At 65.8% G+C, this 18,633-nt stretch carries 13 protein-coding genes; 4 read left to right on the forward strand and 9 right to left on the reverse strand.

Features of this window, described 5'->3' with window-relative positions:
• The first annotated feature begins 527 nt into the window (after positions 1-527).
• Positions 528-3,896 (forward strand): PAS domain S-box protein, encoded by a 3,369-nt coding sequence (locus tag A39O_RS42880; protein ID WP_020506967.1) that lies wholly within the window; start codon positions 528-530, stop codon positions 3,894-3,896.
• A gap of 27 nt (positions 3,897-3,923) precedes the next feature.
• Complete coding sequence (locus A39O_RS37005) at positions 3,924-8,108, forward strand: CHASE domain-containing protein (RefSeq protein WP_245561962.1); 4,185 nt, start codon at positions 3,924-3,926, stop codon at positions 8,106-8,108.
• Between the two features lie 15 nt (positions 8,109-8,123).
• Here A39O_RS37005 and A39O_RS0122725 read toward each other — a convergent pair whose 3' ends face one another.
• From A39O_RS0122725 to A39O_RS43240, 7 genes are all read right to left on the reverse strand, one after another.
• Positions 8,124-8,573 (reverse strand): hypothetical protein, encoded by a 450-nt coding sequence (locus A39O_RS0122725; protein WP_020506969.1) that lies wholly within the window; start codon positions 8,571-8,573, stop codon positions 8,124-8,126.
• 522 nt (positions 8,574-9,095) lie between these two features.
• A complete protein-coding gene (locus A39O_RS0122730; RefSeq protein WP_020506970.1) occupies positions 9,096-9,866 on the reverse strand; it encodes a PqiC family protein in 771 nt (256 codons plus the stop codon).
• Complete coding sequence (locus A39O_RS0122735) at positions 9,863-11,578, reverse strand: PqiB family protein (RefSeq protein ID WP_020506971.1); 1,716 nt, start codon at positions 11,576-11,578, stop codon at positions 9,863-9,865. Before A39O_RS0122735 ends, A39O_RS0122730 begins: the two co-directional genes overlap by 4 nt.
• On the reverse strand, positions 11,511-12,836 hold the full coding sequence (locus A39O_RS0122740; protein ID WP_020506972.1) for a paraquat-inducible protein A: 1,326 nt from the start codon (positions 12,834-12,836) through the stop codon (positions 11,511-11,513). Before A39O_RS0122740 ends, A39O_RS0122735 begins: the two co-directional genes overlap by 68 nt.
• A gap of 709 nt (positions 12,837-13,545) precedes the next feature.
• On the reverse strand, positions 13,546-13,848 hold the full coding sequence (locus A39O_RS34710; RefSeq protein WP_020506973.1) for a hypothetical protein: 303 nt from the start codon (positions 13,846-13,848) through the stop codon (positions 13,546-13,548).
• 120 nt (positions 13,849-13,968) lie between these two features.
• Positions 13,969-15,516 carry a CHAT domain-containing protein gene (locus A39O_RS39065; protein ID WP_157640347.1) on the reverse strand — a complete coding sequence of 516 codons (1,548 nt, stop codon included), beginning with the start codon at positions 15,514-15,516 and terminating at the stop codon, positions 13,969-13,971.
• A 49-nt stretch (positions 15,517-15,565) separates the two neighbouring features.
• Positions 15,566-15,691: a hypothetical protein gene (locus A39O_RS43240; protein WP_281170104.1), complete on the reverse strand. Its 126-nt coding sequence runs from the start codon at positions 15,689-15,691 to the stop codon at positions 15,566-15,568.
• 210 nt (positions 15,692-15,901) lie between these two features.
• Between A39O_RS43240 and A39O_RS0122760 the strand changes: the two genes are divergently transcribed.
• Both A39O_RS0122760 and A39O_RS0122765 read left to right on the forward strand, forming a co-directional pair.
• Positions 15,902-16,357, forward strand: a complete 456-nt coding sequence (locus tag A39O_RS0122760) for a DNA polymerase III subunit chi (protein WP_020506976.1) — start codon at positions 15,902-15,904, stop codon at positions 16,355-16,357.
• A 153-nt stretch (positions 16,358-16,510) separates the two neighbouring features.
• A complete protein-coding gene (locus A39O_RS0122765; protein ID WP_020506977.1) occupies positions 16,511-16,855 on the forward strand; it encodes a TusE/DsrC/DsvC family sulfur relay protein in 345 nt (114 codons plus the stop codon).
• Between the two features lie 24 nt (positions 16,856-16,879).
• On the opposite strand, the gene A39O_RS0122770 is transcribed toward A39O_RS0122765, so the two are convergent.
• Positions 16,880-17,929, reverse strand: a complete 1,050-nt coding sequence (locus A39O_RS0122770; protein WP_020506978.1) for a protein-glutamate methylesterase/protein-glutamine glutaminase — start codon at positions 17,927-17,929, stop codon at positions 16,880-16,882.
• A 17-nt stretch (positions 17,930-17,946) separates the two neighbouring features.
• Entirely contained in the window at positions 17,947-18,549 is a 603-nt protein-coding gene (gene cheD, locus A39O_RS0122775; RefSeq protein ID WP_026199664.1) for a chemoreceptor glutamine deamidase CheD, read from the reverse strand.
• Positions 18,550-18,633 lie beyond the last annotated feature (84 nt).

Below are 18,633 nucleotides of genomic sequence, written 5' to 3' on the forward strand. Positions count from 1 at the left end.
GCTGGACACCCGCCTGCGACTGCGCTCCTTTGCGGACGATTGGAGTGATGCTGGTATGGACGCTTACAATGAACGATAGGCGTGGTGACGTCATTCTAGTGAAGTTCCCAACTCGGTGATGAACAGTGCGGACTTTCGCACGCAAGACCATGTTCTGTAACGGGGCGGCAACTCCGGGGCCGAGCGAGGTGGGCGGATTTATGATCAAGGCCCGCCAGTCCTATGTTAAATCACCCCTCAAAGGCGTGGCTTTACCCCAGGGTGAGATGACGCCGATCGGCTACGTACTGATGCAGCACGCGGAGCGTCTCGGGCGACCGACCAAGGCTTACGAAGCGCGGCGGGGCGGCGATCACAGATTCAGACGACAGAGCACAGATTTCCGCCGGATTGCGGTGCATACTGTGCCTATATGACGGTGCAGTGGTGCCTGCCGGGTAGCCGTGCAACCGGCGAGGCGCCCACACCGTACCCGGACCGACCCAGAAACCGGCTGCGGCTCGCCGGCCGCGCGATCGAGGACGTCCATGTCTCTGGCAGTTCACCCGACCGGTGTCCATGATGAATCCGACAGCCTGCTCGATGCGCAGGGCGGACGGCCGACGCTGACCATCGGGATTTCCGAAGACCGCACGTTGAGCGACGCGGCCGGGGCTTGCGCCGGGCCGCAGTCGACACCGGCGGGCTCGAACCTGTTGCAGACCATTCTGCGGGCCATCCCCGACCTGATCTGGCTCAAGGACCTCAATGGTGTCTACCTCGCCTGCAACCCGACCTTCGAACGGTTTTTCGGTGCGGCGGAGGCCCGGATCATCGGCCGCACCGACTATGATTTTGTCGATCGGGAACTCGCCGACTTCTTCCGCACGCACGACGTCCAGGCCCTGGCCGCCGGCGGGCCGACCGTCAACACCGAATGGCTGACCTTCGCCGCGGATGGTTACCGCGGCCTGTTCGAGACCATCAAGACGCCGCTGCGGGACGCCGCGGGCGAACTGATCGGCGTGCTTGGAATCGCCCGCGACATCACCAAACTGCGCGAGGCCCAGGAGGCCTTGCGCGAGCGTGATGAGATTTTTCGCGCCATCGTCACCCAGGCGACCGACGGCATCATTCTGGTTGATGCGCAGACGGCCCGCTTCGTCGAGTTCAATGATGCCGCCTGTGCGGCCCTGGGCTATACGCGGGAGGAGTTCGCCCAGTTGGGCATCCCGGACATTCAGGCGGAGCACGACCGAACGGGGGTGGCCGCCGAGATTCGCAAGATCCTTGAGACGGGCAGCGGGGATTTCGACACCCTGCATCGGCATAAGGACGGCAGTCTGCGGCATGCGCGGGTGAGCAACCGGGCCATCGAGTTCAAGGGTGGGCACTACCTGTCGGCGATCATCACCGATATCACCGAGTCCAAGTCGGCCGCCAGGGAGTTGGATCTGCACCGCCATCACCTGCAAACGCTGGTGCAGGCGCGCACCGCCGAACTGGAGGTCGCCAATCAACGACTGCACAAGAGCGACCTGCGCCTGAAGGCATTGTTCGAACTGAGTCAGTCGGCGCCCGACCTGAATGAGCAGGAACTGCTGCAACGCGGTATCGATCTGGCTGTCAGCTTGACCGACAGTGCGATCGGATACCTGCATTTCCTGGAACTGGATCAGGAGACGATCCAGCTCTGTGCCTGGTCGAGCCAGGCCAAGGAACAGTGCTCCGCGACCAATACCGGTCATTACTCCGTCTCCCAAGCCGGCATCTGGGCCGACACGGTGCGCACCGGACAGCCGGTGATTCATAACGACTACCAGCAGTTGACGCAGCGCGCGGGCTATCCGGACGGTCACACTCACCTGATTCGACACCTGGGCGTTCCGGTCCGCGAGGGGGGGCAGATACGGATACTCATCGGGGTGGGAAACAAATCCAGCGACTACGATGCGAGCGATGCGCAGGAACTGCAACTGATCGCCGAGGATCTGTGGCGGATCATCGCCCGGCAGCGCACCGCGGCCGCCCTGGCCCAGGCCAAGGAAGCGGCGGAGGCGGCGAATCGCGCCAAGAGCACCTTTCTGGCCAATATGAGCCACGAGATTCGCACCCCGATGAACGCCATCATCGGGTTGACCCATCTGCTGCGCTCCGAGATCACGGTGCCCAGGTCTCAGGCGCGGCTGGGGCAGATCGGCGAAGCGGCTGCACATCTGCTGGGGATCATCAACGACATTCTCGATCTGTCGAAAATCGAGGCCGGGCAGTTGATTCTGGAGGATGGCCAGTTCAATCCGCTCGAATTACTTGAACACGCGATCGGCATACTGGCGGAACGTGCGACGGCCAAGGGTTTGAACCTGATCGCCGAGGTCGATCCCGCGGTGCCCAGGATCCTGCGCGGCGACCCCCTGCGGCTCGGACAAATTCTGCTCAACTTCATCAGCAATGCAATCAAGTTCTCCGAGCAGGGTCTGATCCGGGTGCGCGCCGATTTGGCGGATGACCAGGACCGGCACGTCCTGCTGCGGCTCCGCGTCGAGGATCAGGGCATCGGTCTGGCCCAAGCGCAACAGGAGCGTATCTTCCAGGCCTTCGCCCAGGCCGATGATTCGACCACCCGCCGCTACGGCGGGACCGGTCTGGGACTGATCATCTGTCGGCGTCTGGCGGAGCTCATGGGGGGGCGGGTCGGGGTCGATAGCGTTCCGGGCCGCGGCAGTACGTTCTGGCTGATCGTTCACACCGAGTCGGTTGCCGCCGGCGCCGAACTGACCCGGAGCACAGCACCACTGGCGCTGCAGTCCGGACATCGCTCGGGTGAAACAGCAGAGGAAGCCCTCGCGCGCCGCTACCGGGGGGCACGCATCCTCCTCGCGGAGGACGATCCGGTCAATCGGGAGGTCACCGGTGAGTTACTCGGCGGCCTGGGTCTCATCGTCGATGGGGTCGCCACCGGTCAACAGGCGGTGGGGCGCGCCCTGACCGGCGGCTACGACCTGGTGCTGATGGACGTGCAGATGCCCGTCATGGACGGACTGGAAGCGACCCGGCGCATCCGCGCCGCCACGGCGGCGCGGCTGCCGATTCTGGCCATGACCGCCAACGCGTTCGATGATGACCGCCGCCGCTGTCTGGCCGCCGGCATGGACGATCACATCGGCAAGCCGGTCGAGCCCGAACGGCTCTATGCTGCGCTGCTGCGCTGGTTGCCGACACCTCCCGAGCCGGGCGAGCCGGCGTCGCGGCCAACGGCAGTGCCGCCGACAGTGCCGGTCATGAGCGACCTGCGACAGATCCTGTCCGCGACTCCGGGTCTCGACCTGAATGCCGGTTTGCAATGCGTGCGCGGCAAACTGGGCAGTTATGTCCGCCTGCTGAAGATGTTCGCGCAGGGCCACGGCGATGACGCACTTCTGTTGCGCGGCTATCTGACCGCCGGCGACACGGTGCAAATCCGCCATCTCGCGCACACGCTCAAGGGCCTGGCACTCACCCTTGGTGCACGGGAGTTGCACCAGCGCGCCCTGGCCCTGGAACAAGCCCTGCGCGACGCGGCGCCGGATCTGGACGTGGCGGCGTGCATCGGCCTGGTTGATCAGGCGTTGGGTCCGCTCCTGGCAGCGATTGCAGGAATCGACGGAATCGAAGGAGCCGAATCAAGCCCCGCCGTCTCGCCGCCGCCCAGTTGGGATCGGGCCAAGACCGACGAGATCCTGATTCAGCTCGAAGCCCTGCTGGCCGATGACGACACCCAGGCCAGAAACCTGTGGCGTTCCGCGGAGACACTGATACAGCCCGTGCTGGGGCCCGCCGCTGCCCGCCTGGGCGAGGAGATCGAGGCCTTCGAGTTCGAGCAGGCACTCGCCACCCTGCGCCGGGTTGTTGCCTTGCCCGCATTCCGCGAAGAATAGGGCGATTACCGGAACATCCAGCGGACCATGCCTGACACCCGGACGCCGCAGCATCGACAGCTCAGGCTCGCCTGGTTGAGCCTCATGGTCGGTCTGCTGCTGACCGCACTGGCGACGCTCTACACCAAGACCGACGTCGCGGCGCTGAACCGCCGCGAGCTCACACTGATCGGCGAGGAGATCGCGGCCAAGATTCAGGCCAGGCTCCACACCCATGCCCAGATTCTGCGCAGCGGGGCAGCCTTCTTCGCCGGATCGACGGAGGTCACCCGGGAGGCGTGGCGACAGTTCATCGAACGCAGCAAGATCTATCTGAATCTCCCCGGCATTCAGGGTATCGGCTTCGCACTGCTGATCCCGGCCGACCAACTCGCCGGGCATCTGGCGCAACTGCGTGCGCAGGGGTTCCCGGACTATCGGGTCTGGCCGCAGGGCGAGCGCAGCCTGTATTCATCCATCGTCCTCCTGGAGCCGTTCTCCGACCGGAATCTGCGCGCCTTCGGCTATGACATGCTCACGGAGCCGGTGCGGCGCGCGGCGATGGAGCAGGCCCGGGACCAGGACGTCGCGGCGCTCTCCGGCAAGGTACTGCTGGTGCAGGAGACCGATCAGGACGTCCAGGCCGGTACCCTGATGTATGTTCCGGTCTATCGACCCGAGCAGCCGACGCTGACCGTCGATGAACGCCGTGCCGCACTGCTCGGCTGGGTCTACAGTCCTTATCGCATGAACGACTTGATGCACGGTGTGCTTGGCGGTTGGGACCTGCAGGAGACCAAGCGCATTCGCCTGCAGATCCATGACGGCGACCTGATCTCCCCCGCGACCCTGCTATACGACAGCCAGCCGACCAAACCGGGGGGCGCGGCGGCCCGCGCGACGGAGTCCGTGCGCGTCCCGATCGACTTCAACGGCCATGTCTGGACGCTGGACTTCTCGCACGCGCAACCACTCATGCCCGCACTCGCCGACGCACGGGTCTTGCTGATCGCAACCAGCGGTACGGCCATCAGCCTGCTGCTGACCGCGCTGGTCCTGGCGCTCACCAGCAGCCGTTCGCAGGCCGTGCGGCTGGCGTCGGAACTGCTGGCGCGGGAGCGGCTGGAGCAGGCCCTGCGGACGAGCGAGGCGCAGTACCGCCTGCTGGCGGACAACACGACTGACGTGCTGTGGCTGTTGAATCTCGAAACGGGGAACTGGACCTACATGAGCCCGTCAGTCGAGCGGCTGCGGGGTTATACCGTCGCGGAGGTCATGGCCCAGTCGGTCGAGCAGGTGATGACGGCCGAGTCCTACGCCTACGCACAGGCGCAGATCAGCGAACGGATCGCGCGGTTTCGCGGCGGCGCCCCCGGAACCCATGCTTACCGCGACGAGATCGAGCAGACGCATCGCGACGGATCAACCGTCTGGACCGAGGTCAACACCCGTTATCTCTGGAACGATCAGGGCGAACTGACCCTGCTCGGCGTGACCCGCGATATCACCGCACGGAAACGCATTGAGCGCGCACGCGATATCGCACTGACGAAGTACGAGACCCTGTTTGAGCACTTTCCCTTGGGCATCAGCGTCGCGGACGCGACGGGCGTGATTCTGGATGCCAATCCGATCGCCGAGACCCTGCTGGGCGTCACCACGCAGGAGCATCTGCAACACCCGCTCGACCACCGCGCCTGGCGCATCTGCCGCCTGGATGGAACACCCATGCCGCCCGCGGAGTTTCCCGCCGTGCGCGCGCTCCACGGCGGACAGGAGCTTTATTTTGCGAAAATGGGAATCATCAAAGCCGACGAGACCGTCACCTGGCTCAGCGTCACCGCCGCCCATTTGCCGCTGCGGGGTTACGGCGCCGTCGTCACCTACGGTGATATCAGCGAGCAGGTGCGCAGCGAGACCGCGCGCGAGGCGGTCAGCGCCGTGGCCCGGCTGGCAGTCTCGTCCGACTCGGCGGAGAGCTTCCGCAGCGCCCTTCCTCCCCTGTTGGCGACCAGGCTCGGATTCCCGATCGTCGCCATCGAGACCTTTGACGCGGTACGCGCGGAGATGGTCTTTGCCGGCTCGGTCGGGATACCCGCCGCGGTCGATGGTCCCTTGCGCATCCCCGTGGGCGCGACCCTGTCCGGCCAGGTCGCCATGACCGGCACGTCCTTGGTGGAACTCGCCGCGGATACCAGATCGGAATACTCGGACCAGGCGCTGAAAGCGATCGGCGTGGTGACCTTCCTGTGCGTTCCGGTGATGCTTGGCTCACGGGTGCTGGGGACCCTGTCGTTGGCCGATACGCGCCGCCGTCCGGACGCGTGGCGGTTGCCGGCGACGCTCCAGACCATCGCCGATACCCTGGCCGACGCCACCGCGCGTTTGGAGACCCAGTCCGCGCTGCGTGAGAGCGAGCGCAACTACCGCGGCCTGGTTGAAAATCTGCACGCCGGCGTGGTCGTTCACAGACCGGATACAAGCATCCTCTTCTCCAATCCGATGGCCTCGCACCTGCTGGGACTGACGTCGGAGCAACTGCGCGGCCTTGCGGCCATCGACCCGCGCTGGTGTTTCCTGCGGGAAGACGGCACGCGCATGCCGGTGAACGAGTTTCCGGTCGCGCGTGTCGCGGCTTCCGGAACCGCCTTGCAGAATCTTAACCTGGGGATCATCAGGCCCGATCGCGACACGCCGACCTGGGTGCAATGCGAGGCCCATCCAATCCGCGATGAGCAGGGCCGACTTCGGCAGATCTTTGTGACCTTCTTCGATATCACCGAACGCCAGCGGGCGCTGGCAGCGCTGCGTAAGAGCGAGGCCTTGCTGAACGAGGTGGGCCGGATGGCCGGGATCGGCGGCTGGGAAGTCAATGTGGAGCGAGGCGAACTGACCTGGACGCAGGCCGTTTATCGAATCCACGAAGTGGACGATCGCTATATCCCGACCGTCGACCAGGCTATCGCTTTCTATACGCCGGAATTCCGCCCGGTGATTGCGGCGGCGGTACAGCGGGCCGTCGATCAGGGTCAGCCGTTCGACCTGGAACTGGAAATCACCACCGCGGAAGGACATCGGCGCTGGGTCCATGCGATTGGCCTGGCCACGACCGAGCACGGAAAAACCATAATCATCTCCGGTGTCACCCAGGACATCACCGAGCGCAAGCAGGCCGCGCTCGAGCTGGAGCACCATCGGCATCATCTGGAATCGCTGGTGGCGTCGCGGACCCTGGACCTGATGGAAGCACGTGACGCCGCGCAGACGGCCAACCGTGCCAAGAGTGCCTTCCTGGCCAACATGAGCCACGAGTTGCGCACGCCGATGAACGCCATCATCGGTTTGACCCACCTGCTGACGCGGGAGATCACCGCCCCGCGGGCCCGCGAACGGCTGGTCAAAATCAGCGAGGCCGCGCAGCACCTGCTCGGCATTCTCAACGACATCCTGGACCTTGCCAAGATCGAGGCTGACCGCTTGTCGCTCGACACGTCCGATTTCGCCTTGACCCCCGTCCTGGAGCGCGCGGCCGACCTGGTGCGCGTGCAGGCCGCGGCGAAGGGGCTGCGGCTGACGATTGCGGTCGACCCCGCATGCCCGGACAGCTTGCACGGCGACCCACTGCGCCTGGGTCAGATGGTCGCGAACTACGTGAGCAACGCGGTGAAGTTCTCACTGCATGGTGAGGTCCGGGTGCGGGCCTGCCTGGCGGAGCAGGGTCCCCGCGACTGCGTGCTGCGGATCGAGGTCGAGGATCAGGGTATCGGCCTGACCCCGGAACAGCAGGGACGGTTGTTCCAGCCGTTCGTGCAGGCCGACAGCTCAACGACCCGCGAGTACGGCGGCACCGGCCTGGGACTCGTCATCGTGCAGCGCCTGGCGGCCCTGATGGGCGGCCAAGTGGGCGTCACGAGCACCCCCAGTGTCGGCAGCACCTTCTGGCTGACCGCGCGCCTCGGTCGCGTGATGCCCATCGATCGGCCGACACCGGTCGCGGCGGCGCCGCCCGGCGAGGCGGATCGGGCCTTGGTTCGCCTGGTGCTGGACCAGTTGGAACGTCAATTGCCGACCGGTGATGTCACTGAGACTTGGTCGGAGTTCGCGCCACTGATCGAGGCCACACTGGGACCAACAGCGGTTGAATTAGGGCAGGCGATCTCCTGCCGCGACCTTGACCAAGCCCGGTGCGCCCTGCGTCAGGCACAGGAGGCCTTGAGCTCCCGGTCGGATTGAGCGGCGGCGGCCGGGTCAGGCGACTGCCGCCGGCCGGGTCTGTTCCAGTTTGCGCACCAGGGGATACAGGTGCTCCGTTTCGCGCTGGATACGGTCCATGATCAACCCGAAGACCTCGTTGGTGTCCCCGACGAAGGCCTCATGATCGGCAATCTTCAATTCGCGCCGACGCTCATCGCCCCAGTCCTTGACGTAGGCAGCGAAGATCCGCTTGATCTCCTGCGAACCGGACAAAAACCGATTCGCGGTATTGGTCATGGTGCGGTCCTGACTCTGGATCAGGTGGCCGCAGATCTGGGCATCGACTTTTTCCATGTGCTCCCGGACGCGGCTGACATACTCAAAAAAAAGATTGCGGGCACACTCGGTGTCACACATCGAGCGGTCGCGAATCAGATACAGAAAAACGTTCGATAATTCAGTAATTTTATGATTTTGTTCATGGCATACCGTGAAATCGGTCATCGCTGCTCCACCTTATCACTAGAGACGATCGGGTCTGTCTGGTTCTTTTCATGGCGGGTCGATCGCGGGGTCTATCAGTACCCGCGCGCCCATGACCCCTGATGCATCGCGCGGGGGCCAAGTGGACGTGATGTCCTATCTTACAGTTTACAAGCGATCGACGTTGCTGGACACCACCGCGCGCAGCAGTTCCAAATTTGGGTGGCCGCCGCCAACAGCGTGTCGGCAGCGAGGCCGATGGTGGATGCGCTGCGCTTATCCACCCTACGAAACCGGCTCCGTTGTAGGGTGGATAAGGCGCGCCGCTCGGTCTCAGGGACTCGGCACGGCGGTCGCGCGCGCCGCATCCACCAGAGGTCGCGCGGTGCCGCCCAAATTTGGAATTGCTGCACCGCGCGGATGCGATCAACGACAACGACCAAGACAGCGTACCCGGAATCTCGATCACCACATCAGCGCGTAGGATGGGCAGAGCGCGAGCGATGCCCATCCGGCCACCGCGACGCTTGACGATGGGCATCGCTATCGAGTTTGGGCAAGTATTCCTCGTAGGTTGGGCTGAGGAACGAAGCCCAACGCGTAGCCAAACGTAAGGCGCTGAAATGTTGGGGTTCGTTCCTCACCCCAACCGACGGGTTGCCCGCTGGTCGACAGCGGCTTGGGCAGGGTCCGCAGCACGGCGGCCACATCCTTGCTGAAGGCCCCCAGGGTCGCGCTCATCGCGGCAATCAGTGCCGCCTGATCGGCCGGCGGGCGCAGGGGCTGGCGATAGGTGTTCTCGTGCACGGCCAGCGCCTGTTCAAGCATCGGGTCGAGGACCGCCCAGCGCACCTTGAGCACGGCCTCGCCGCCGGGTGTGCCCTCAAAGGTCAGGATGTCCGCGGTGATCCTGAAGTCCAGCGGATACCGGACCTCACTTGGAAACAGCAGGATCCGGCTGGTGCCGACCAGGTACGACAGGTTCTCGCTCCAGACCCGCAGGAAGTCGTCCTGGATGGTCCCGCCCCAGCGGTTGTATTCATCCACTGCCAACCGGTTGCCGGCGTCCCGCGAAACGATCTGCGGCCGGTCGAGAAAGGCCGGAAAGGTCACGGGACCCAGCCCGATCCCGAGCGCCCCGCCCGTCATGGCGCCCTGCCCGGCCGCCGCCGGCAGCGGCGAGAGCGAAAAAAAGGTGGACGGCGGTGAGCCGGCGCAGCCGGCGACCGCCAACATCCAGACCAGGGGCCTGGACCAGATTCCGTGGAGCACGATCCCCAACCGTCGGCGGCCGGCCGTTCGCGCGCGGTTCATCGCCCGCCCCCCTTGCCCTTGAGCAGCGCTTCCGGATGACGTTCCAGATAATCGGTCAGGAGCCGTACGGAACGTGCGGCAGCCGATAACTCCTGGAACATACGCTGCATCTCGATATACATGGGGGCATTCTCCGACACGATCGCGTTGGCGGATTTGAGGGTCGCGGAGGTGTCCCGCAGGGCCGTACTCAGTTCGGGTGCGATCTGGGAATTCAGTCGCTCCGCGGTCTGTCGAAACGCCGCCAATGCAGCATCGGCCTCGACGATCGCCCCCCGCAACTCTTTGGAACTGAGCAGCGCGTTGGCACTGGCCAGCGCCCCCGCCGCGTCCTGGCCGAGTTGTTGGATCGGCAGGGCGTCCAGTTTATCGAGAATGCTGTTGGCCTTGGTGGTCAAGGCATCGAGCGGAGCCGGCACGGTCGGCAGCACCGCGTACTCGCCGTGCTTCCCGAGCGGCTGAGCCGGGGCGTTCGGATGGAAGTCCAGATCCACATAGAGTTGGCCGGTCAACAGACTGCTGGACTTGAGCTGGCCGCGCAGACCGTTGGCGACCAGGCGCTCGACCACCCCCTGTTGATTGATCCGGTCGCGGTCGCCGCGCACCCCGATGCGCTCCGGTTCGACCTCGATCAACACCGGGATTTGAAACTCGAAGTCCTCCGGATCGAAGGTCAACTGCACATCCAGCACCGCACCGATACTGATCCCGCGCAGCAGCACCGGGGCACCCACGTTCAAGCCGTTCACCGACCCCTGAAAGAACAGCAGATAGCGTTCCTTGTGCGCGTAAGTCTTCGCATGCGCCTCCTCGCGGCCTCGATAGAGGTGGAAAACCTCATTGACCGCCGCGGGTTCACGCGCCCCATCGATGGTATCCGGGGTATCGAAGGACACGCCGCCGATCAGCACCGACAGGAGCGACTGGGTATCGACCTGGATTCCGTTCGTCGAGATGGAAAAGTCCACCCCGCTCGCGTTCCAGAAGCGCGTATCCCTGGTAACCAGTCGATCATGGGGGGCAGAGACAAAGACCTCGATGCTGACGGCCCGCCCGTCCGCGTCCAGCGCATTGCCGGCCACCTGCCCCACCTGGATCTGACGGTAATAGACCGGCGAGCCGATGTTGAGCGAGCCGAGCGTCGGCGAGCGCAACTGGAACCGCTTGCCCGGCTCTGAGGTAGTGAACAGCGGCGGCTCCTCGAGACCCACGAAGTGGCGCTCCGCGTCGCCCTCGGTCACCGGGTCGATGGCGATAAAGGGTCCGGACAATAAGGTATCCAGACCGGAGACCCGGCTGGCGGTCACCCGCGGACGCTCGACCCAAAAGCGCGTACCGCGGGTCAGGTAATCGGCCGCGCCGTGCTTGAGATGCGCGGTGACCACCACGCTCTTGAGGTCGTCACTCACGTCGATGCTGGTGACCTCGCCGACATCCACATCCTTGAATTTGACCTTGGTCTTGCCGGCCTGCAGCCCGGCCGCGGTGGCGAACTGAATATAGATCGTCGGACCCTGCTCGGAGAAGGTCTTGAAGGCCAGCCAGCCACCGATGATCAACGCCACCAGTGGAATCAGCCAGACGACCGACACCCGGTCGCGGCGGATCGTGATCGCCTGCGGCAGCGCGGCTTCGGTGTCGTTGTCAGGCTGGTCTGGTGCGGCCACGGGCGGCACCGGCCGTGGGACGGCCCCGTTCTCGGTCTCCGACATGATCCGACCCCCTCCCCTGCACCCCGGTGCGTTCCAGGTTATCCCAGATCAGACGGGGATCAAATGACATGGCGGCAATCATGGTAATGACCACGACCGCGCAGAAAAAGATGGCGCCCGATTCCGCTTCGATACTCGCCAGATTACCCAAACGCACCAGTGCGACCAGGATGGTCACCACAAAGATGTCCACCATGGACCACCGGCCGATCGTCTCGATGATCCGGTACAGCAGGGTGCGCTCGCGCGGCCGCCACGACGAGCGCAACTGCACCGAGACCAGCAGGAAAATCAGAATCAAGAGTTTGAGCAACGGCACGAAGATGCTGGCCAGGAACACGACCGCGGCCAGCGGCCACATCCCGTGCGTCAGCAGAAACACGACACCGCTCAGTATCGTATCCGATTGGGTGCGTCCGAGCGATGTCACCGTCATGATCGGCAGCAGGTTGGCCGGAATGTAGAGGATCACGGCGGCCAGCACCAACGCCCAGGTGCGCTGCATGCTCCGTGGTTTGCGATGATGCAGCACATCGGTACAGCGCGGGCAGCGCTCCCGGCGCCCGTCGAACAGCGCGGCCCGTTGCGGGACTACCAGTTCACAGACATCGCAGCCGATGTACGCTTCACCCGGCTCCAGCGGACGGGCGACGGCGCCGCGCACCGGCACCCGCGACCACACCAGATCCGGGTCCAGCGCCGCCTGGGCCGCCGCGAGGACGAAGATCAAGGCGGCAAAGGCAAAGAGCGAGACGCCGGGGACGATCGTCGCCATGTCCGAGAGCTTCACCACGGCCACCAGGATACCGAGCATGAACACATCCATCATGCCCCAGGGGGTCAGGGTACGAACATGGCGGAACAGGGTCGGCAGCCAGCCCGGCAACCGGTCACCCGTCAGCGGAACCAGGACGATCAGCAGCAAGGACAATTGCAGGCCGGGCGCCAGCACACTGGTAAAGGCCACCACCGCGGCGATCTCCCACTTGCCCTGGTCATACAGATCCAGTATCCCGGTGAACAGCGTGGTCTGTGTCATCTGACCCTGCATCGAGAACGACAGGAAGGGGAAACTGTTCGCGATAATGAACAGCAGCAGCCCGGCGATCGTCAGTGCCAGCGTCCGGTTGAGACTATCCGGCCGGTCACGGTGCAGAGCGCAGCCGCACCGAGCACACACGCTGGAACCGCCGGGCGGCAGCGGCGGATTGCGCTGGAGCAGACCGCATTCTTTACATTCGGTTAGGGTGTCGTGCATGGGGAATCGGTTGTAGGGTCCGCTGCGCGGACCAACGGCATCGCAGGTCCAGCGCCGGCTGTGTAAGGCCAAGCATGGTCTTGATCATCCCGCACCAAGACACAAAGATCACGTCGTTGGGCTGAGGAACGGACACTGGTGTCCAATTCGCTAACCCATTGACGCAAAGCGTATCCTTAACATGTTTTCAATGGGTTACGGGGCTCTCTGGGCATTTAGCCACCAAGGGGGAGCGTTGGGATTCGCTCTCGCTCACCCCAACGGTCATGGCAACCCGCGGACTATGGGCGACGGGCGCGCACCGAATAAAGAAGATGCTCTCACAAAGACACGAAGACACGAAGAAGAAAAGATCTTCAACGCGACGGGGTGTGATCAACAGTGCTGGGGTCAGGCCTTTCGGTAGGATGGGCATCGCTCTCGCTCTGCCCATCCTACGCGCTGAACGTCGCGCAGCGACCTTGTGGGAGCGGCGTCCCGCCGCGATGGGGCCGGGCGCGTCACCGCAGCGTTCGAGGTCACCGCGGCACCGCATCGCGGCGGGACGCCGCTCCCACGGGAGACATTCACTTTCCGGGACGGCTGATGTTCCTTCCATGGCCGTTAGCCGGCCGACTGGACTCCAAATGCGCATCGCTGGCCGGAACGATGATCAAGGCCATTCCGACCTCAGTGGTAACCGCGAGGGCCTTGGTCCGCACAGCGGACCCTACTCCCGCCGCACCAATTCCAACAAGGCGTCCGGGTCCAGATCCGCCAACGGTCGGGCGCCATCGGCCGTGATGGTCAAGACCTCCACCCGGCGCTCGATGCGAATGCGTGCGGCGGTCTCGATCAGCGTCGTCGCGCGGCGGCGTTTCGCGATGCGATCGGCGACATCGAGCACCGCCGGCAGGGCGCTCGGAATCGACAGCACCAACGCCGCCACGGCGACCGGATCGACCGTCTTGTGCTGTCCCGCGGCGGCGGCCTCCAGTCGCCGCGAGTGGCGAGGGGGCGGGGTGGCCGGCACTCTCGAGGAGTTGCACGACGTCCCGGTCGAGTTGCGTGGCGGCTGGGTAGCTGTCGGCTTCCAGCGCGCGGATGGCGCCGGCGCCGCAGGTCGCGGGCCGTCGGATCGGATCGCAGGGCCTCATCGAGCCGCGCCAGCTCCTCCTGGACGCCGAAGCGGCCGTGCAGCACCACCAGGGTCAGGTCGTCGCGGCGCCGGTTGGCCAGGCGTGCCGCCAGGCTCGATTTGCCGAGCCGGCCCATGCCGGTCAGCAGCACCCCGGCGTCGGTGTTGCCGTCGAGGACCCGCAACGCCTGTTGCAGCTCCCGGCGACGCCCCACGAACAGGCCATGGGCGGCCACCGGCACCGTCTTGCCAAGCAGGTCTTTCTGCAGGTGGTCGGCCGGCAGCAACGAGCGTTTGCGCCCGCCGCCGACCAGCGGGCGCGCCCCGTCGCCGCGGCTGCAGAGCCACAGGCGGGCGTGGTGCCAATGGCGGCTGAGCTGCGCATCGGCCGCGTCGAGCAGGGCGCGGCGGGCCTCGGCGAGCGCCAGGGCCAGGGGATCGCGCGCGGCGAGCCGGTTGGGCTGCGAAGGCGGTGGCCGCCCGGTCGGCGACCGCGCCGTCCCAACCGATGACGGCCGGCAGGCCGGCCTGGATCAGCGCGCTGGTGAGCGAGTGAGTCAGAGCCTCCGCCGCGGCCGGGGCAGGCGCGCCAAGCTGCTTGCCGTCAGCCGCCGGCGGCAGTCCGGTCCCCAGACGGTCGGACGCCGCGGCGCTGAGACAGGCGGACAGAAACAGGAGCCGCGGCGGCGCCGGGCGCAAGGCGCGCAGCAGTCCGGCCGCGTCAGTGGGATCGGGGCCGCCGCGCCCGTCTTCGAGCAGCAGGATGGGGCGCAGGGTCTCCCCGGCGTTGGCCTGCCAGGCATGATGGCCGTGACAGGACAGGTGCAGCACCGGCAGGCCCCCGGCGGCGGCGAGGTGTTGGCCCAGGGTGTCGGCCTCGCCGCTCTCCTCCACCAGCAGGTCGAGGTGGGTGGTGCCCACGGCATCGAGGATGGCGGTCTCCTCGGCCTCGTAGTCGAGCTCGGCGGCGCCCGCCGGGGCGGCGGCCATGAAGGCGAGGCCCAGCCGGCAGTCATCCAGGGCGGGGAATGGCGCGATGGGTCCAAGGCGGCGCTGGGGGCTGAACTGGAGCAGGGCATCGGCGGCGAGATAACCGTTGTCGTTGGCCAACAGTTCCCAGGGCGCCTGGAGCAGGGCCCATTCCACCGGGCTTGGGGTGCGGTTGGGGCAGTGGATGCTGAACAGCAGCGGGGGCGTGGCGCCCTCCAGCAGCCGGTCGAGGAGGCGCTGATCGCCATCGACCCAGCGGTAGAGGTCGCCGCCGATGGCAAAGGCCGCGGCCGGGTCCGGGCGCTGCTCCAGGAAGGCGTAGCGCACGGCCAGTTCCTGGAGGAAGCGCAGCGCGTCACCGTCGAGCGGGCGCCCGGAGCCGATCGGCGTGTCGTCGACCAGCAGGCTGAAGCGGTCGTCTTGAACCAGGATGCCGGCAGTCATGCGGCGGTGCCCCCGAATTCGGAATTCCTTGGACTGGACGGTGATTGTAGGCGATTTCCAAGTTCGGGTGGCCGCCGCCAGCAACGTGTCGGCGGCGAGGCTGATGGTGGATGCGCTGCGCTTATCCACCCTACAAAACCGGCTCCGCTGTAGGGTGGATAAGGCGCGCCGCTCGGTGTCAGGGACCCGACACGTCGGTCGCGCGCGCCGCATCCACCAGGGATCGCGCGATGCCGCCCAAATTTGGAATTGCTGGCAACGTGTCGGCGGCAAGGCTGATGGTGGATGCGCTGCGCTTATCCACCCTACAAAACCGGCTCCGCTGTAGGGTGGATAAGGCGCGCCGCTCGGTGTCAGGGGCCCGGCACGGCGGTCGCGCGCGCCGCATCCACCAGGGATCGCGCGATGCCGCCCAAATTTGGAATTGCTGTCGGCAGCGTATCGGCAACGCGGCTGATGGTGGATGCGCTACGCTTATCCACCCGACAACAGGCTTCGCTATCGACTTCGCTCCATGCCCAGCATCGACTTCTACACCCTGGAACCCACGAGCCCCGGCGACCGGTACCTGCTGACCTGCCACCTGGTGGAGGGTCTGTATCAGGACGGCACACGGGTCCTGATCCATTGCCCGGAGACCGAGCGCGCCCGGCACCTGGATCGGCTGCTTTGGACCTACCGCCAGGACAGCTTTATCCCACACGGGCTGGTGGGCCAGGTCGACCCCGCGCTGACGCCGATTCTGATCGGTGCCGACCTGGGCCGCGAGACCGCGGCCGCGGTCTTGATCAACCTTGCCGCCGAGGTTCCCGCCGAGTTCGCGCGGTTTGAGCGCGTGTGCGAGCCGGTCGATCAGGATCCGGCGGTGCGCGCGGCCGCGCGGTTGCGCTTTCGCTATTACCGCGATCGGGGATTCCCCCCGCAACATTACCCGATGCGGCTGCCGCGCGACGCGGCGGATCCCTGGTAGAAGGCGCGGTCAGCCGTCCGCTCCCGCGCTTGCGATCGACCGGGTCTTGACCTGGCGATTTTCTCGACTATAGTCGTACTCGTGACCTGAATCACTGGGCACATCGAAAAAACTAATTAGAATACACGAATATACCTTAGGAGTGGAGAGACCATGAGACAAACGAATCTGCATGAGCCGGCGTCCGGCGGGGCGCGTCCGTTGCCGACCGATGGTGACGGATTCCTGGTCGATGCGGAGCTCTGGAACCCCGGCATGGCCCGCGTCATCGCCAGAATGGATGACGTGGGGCCGCTGACCCCGGACCATTGGTCGGTGATCTACTACCTGCGCGAGCATCGCCTGACCTACGGCGCCATTCCCCCGGCCTCCCAGATCTGCCGCGTCCACGGCATGGAACGTGATGCCGTGCGCCGGCTGTTCGGCTCCTGCCGCCAGGCCTGGCGCATCGCCGGGCTGCCCCATCCGGGAGAGGAGGCGCTCAGCTACATGAGCTGAGGCGATTGCCTCGAATAAACATCCCTAATCCCCCAACAGCCGCCGCGCGATCTGATCGAGCGGCAGCACCCACTGCGCCGCCTCGAGCTTGACGGCCGCGCCGGGCATACCCCACACCAGACTGGTCGCCTCGTCCTGGGCGATGGTGCGGGCGCCGGCGCGGCGCAAGGAGAGCAGACCCTGGGCACCGTCGCGACCCATGCCGGTCAGCAAGGCGGCGCTCACCACTTGGTCCGGCAGGCGTGCCGCCGATTCGAACAGCACATCCACCGAGGGCTTGTGACGGTTGACCGCGGGTCCGTCATCGAGCCGACAGCGCAGTTGTCCGCCGCCGGCCCGCAGATGCAGGTGGCGGTCGCCCGGGGCGATGTAGACACAACCCGACTCCAGCAGGTCGCCGTCGGCCGCCTCACGGACCACCAGCGGCCCGAGTGCATTCAGACGCTGCGCGAAGAGCCGGGTGAACAGCGCCGGAAGATGTTGGCAGATCACCACGGGCGGGGCACCGACCGGCAGGGCTCCGAGCACCGCACGGATCGCCTCGGTGCCGCCGGCGGACGCCCCCAGGGCGATCAGATGGCCCCCTGCATGATCCGGCAGGCTCCAGTCCGCGGCGGCGGCCGTCGCCTGCTGCGGTCCGGTCGCGACCAGTCGGCGGACCTGGCTGTGCGCGGCAGCCCGCACCTTGGAGCGGATCTCAGCCGCGAATTCAGCCAGCCGGTTGACCAGGTCATGGTCGGGCTTGGCGACGAAGTCGACGGCGCCCAAGGCCAGGGCATCGAGTGTGGTCTCGGCTCCGGCGCGTGTATGGGCTGAGATCATGACGACCGGCATGGGCCGCAGCCGCATCAGGTTGCGCAAGAAGCTGATGCCGTCCATGCGCGGCATTTCCACATCCAAGGTCAATACATCGGGGTTCAGCTCCTTGATCCGCTGCCGGGCGAGATAGGGATCGGCCGCGGTCCCGACCACCCGGATGTCACCGTCGGCCGCGAGCAAGTCGGTCAACAACTCGCGCACCAGGGCGGAGTCGTCCACGATCAGGACCCGAATGGGTTCGCGGGAAGCGTCCATGACGACCTCTGTCAGGGTTAAAAGAACTCGATCTCACCGCCGATCGGCCGGCTTGCCAATTCACGAACATAGTGTCGTTCGCGCGCAATCACGTCACCCTCCCCGCCGCGCCGCAGCTTGCGCACCCGTACCCGCCCCTGCGCAGGGAAGAAGATGACCTTGCGCGGATGGTCCCCGCCCAGATCGTCGGCCACCAGCGGCACGCCCTCCAGCGCGAGATAAGCGCGTACGAAGGCGCTATTGCGCGCCCCGACTTCGCTCGGGATGGTCAAGACCCGGGCGCCGCCGAAGACTTTGGCCTCCAGATTGGCGCGCCGGCCGCCGAGCCGCAGAATCTCGTTGATCAGCAGTTCCATGGCGTGATTCCCATAGCGGGCGGCAGCACCCGCGTAGTCATCGTGCGGACCCGGCCGCACCGGCAGCATGAAATGGTTCATGCCGCCAATCCCGGTCTCCCGGTCGCGGATGCAGGCCGCCACGCAGGAGCCCAGCACCGTCACCACCGCCTCGGTGCCGGTCACGTAGAACTGTCCTGGCAAGACCTTGGCCGCGATACCGCCGCAATCCGGGTCAAGATACCGCCGCACCGCACCGCAGTACACTGGCCCAGGGTTGGTCATCGGGATCACGCGCGGCAATTCCAAATGTGGGCGGCGTCGCGCGGCCCCTGGTGGAGGCGGCGCGAACGACCGCCGTGCCGGCTC

Source organism: Lamprocystis purpurea DSM 4197, assembly GCF_000379525.1.
Taxonomy (GTDB): Bacteria; Pseudomonadota; Gammaproteobacteria; order Chromatiales; family Chromatiaceae; genus Thiodictyon; species Thiodictyon purpureum.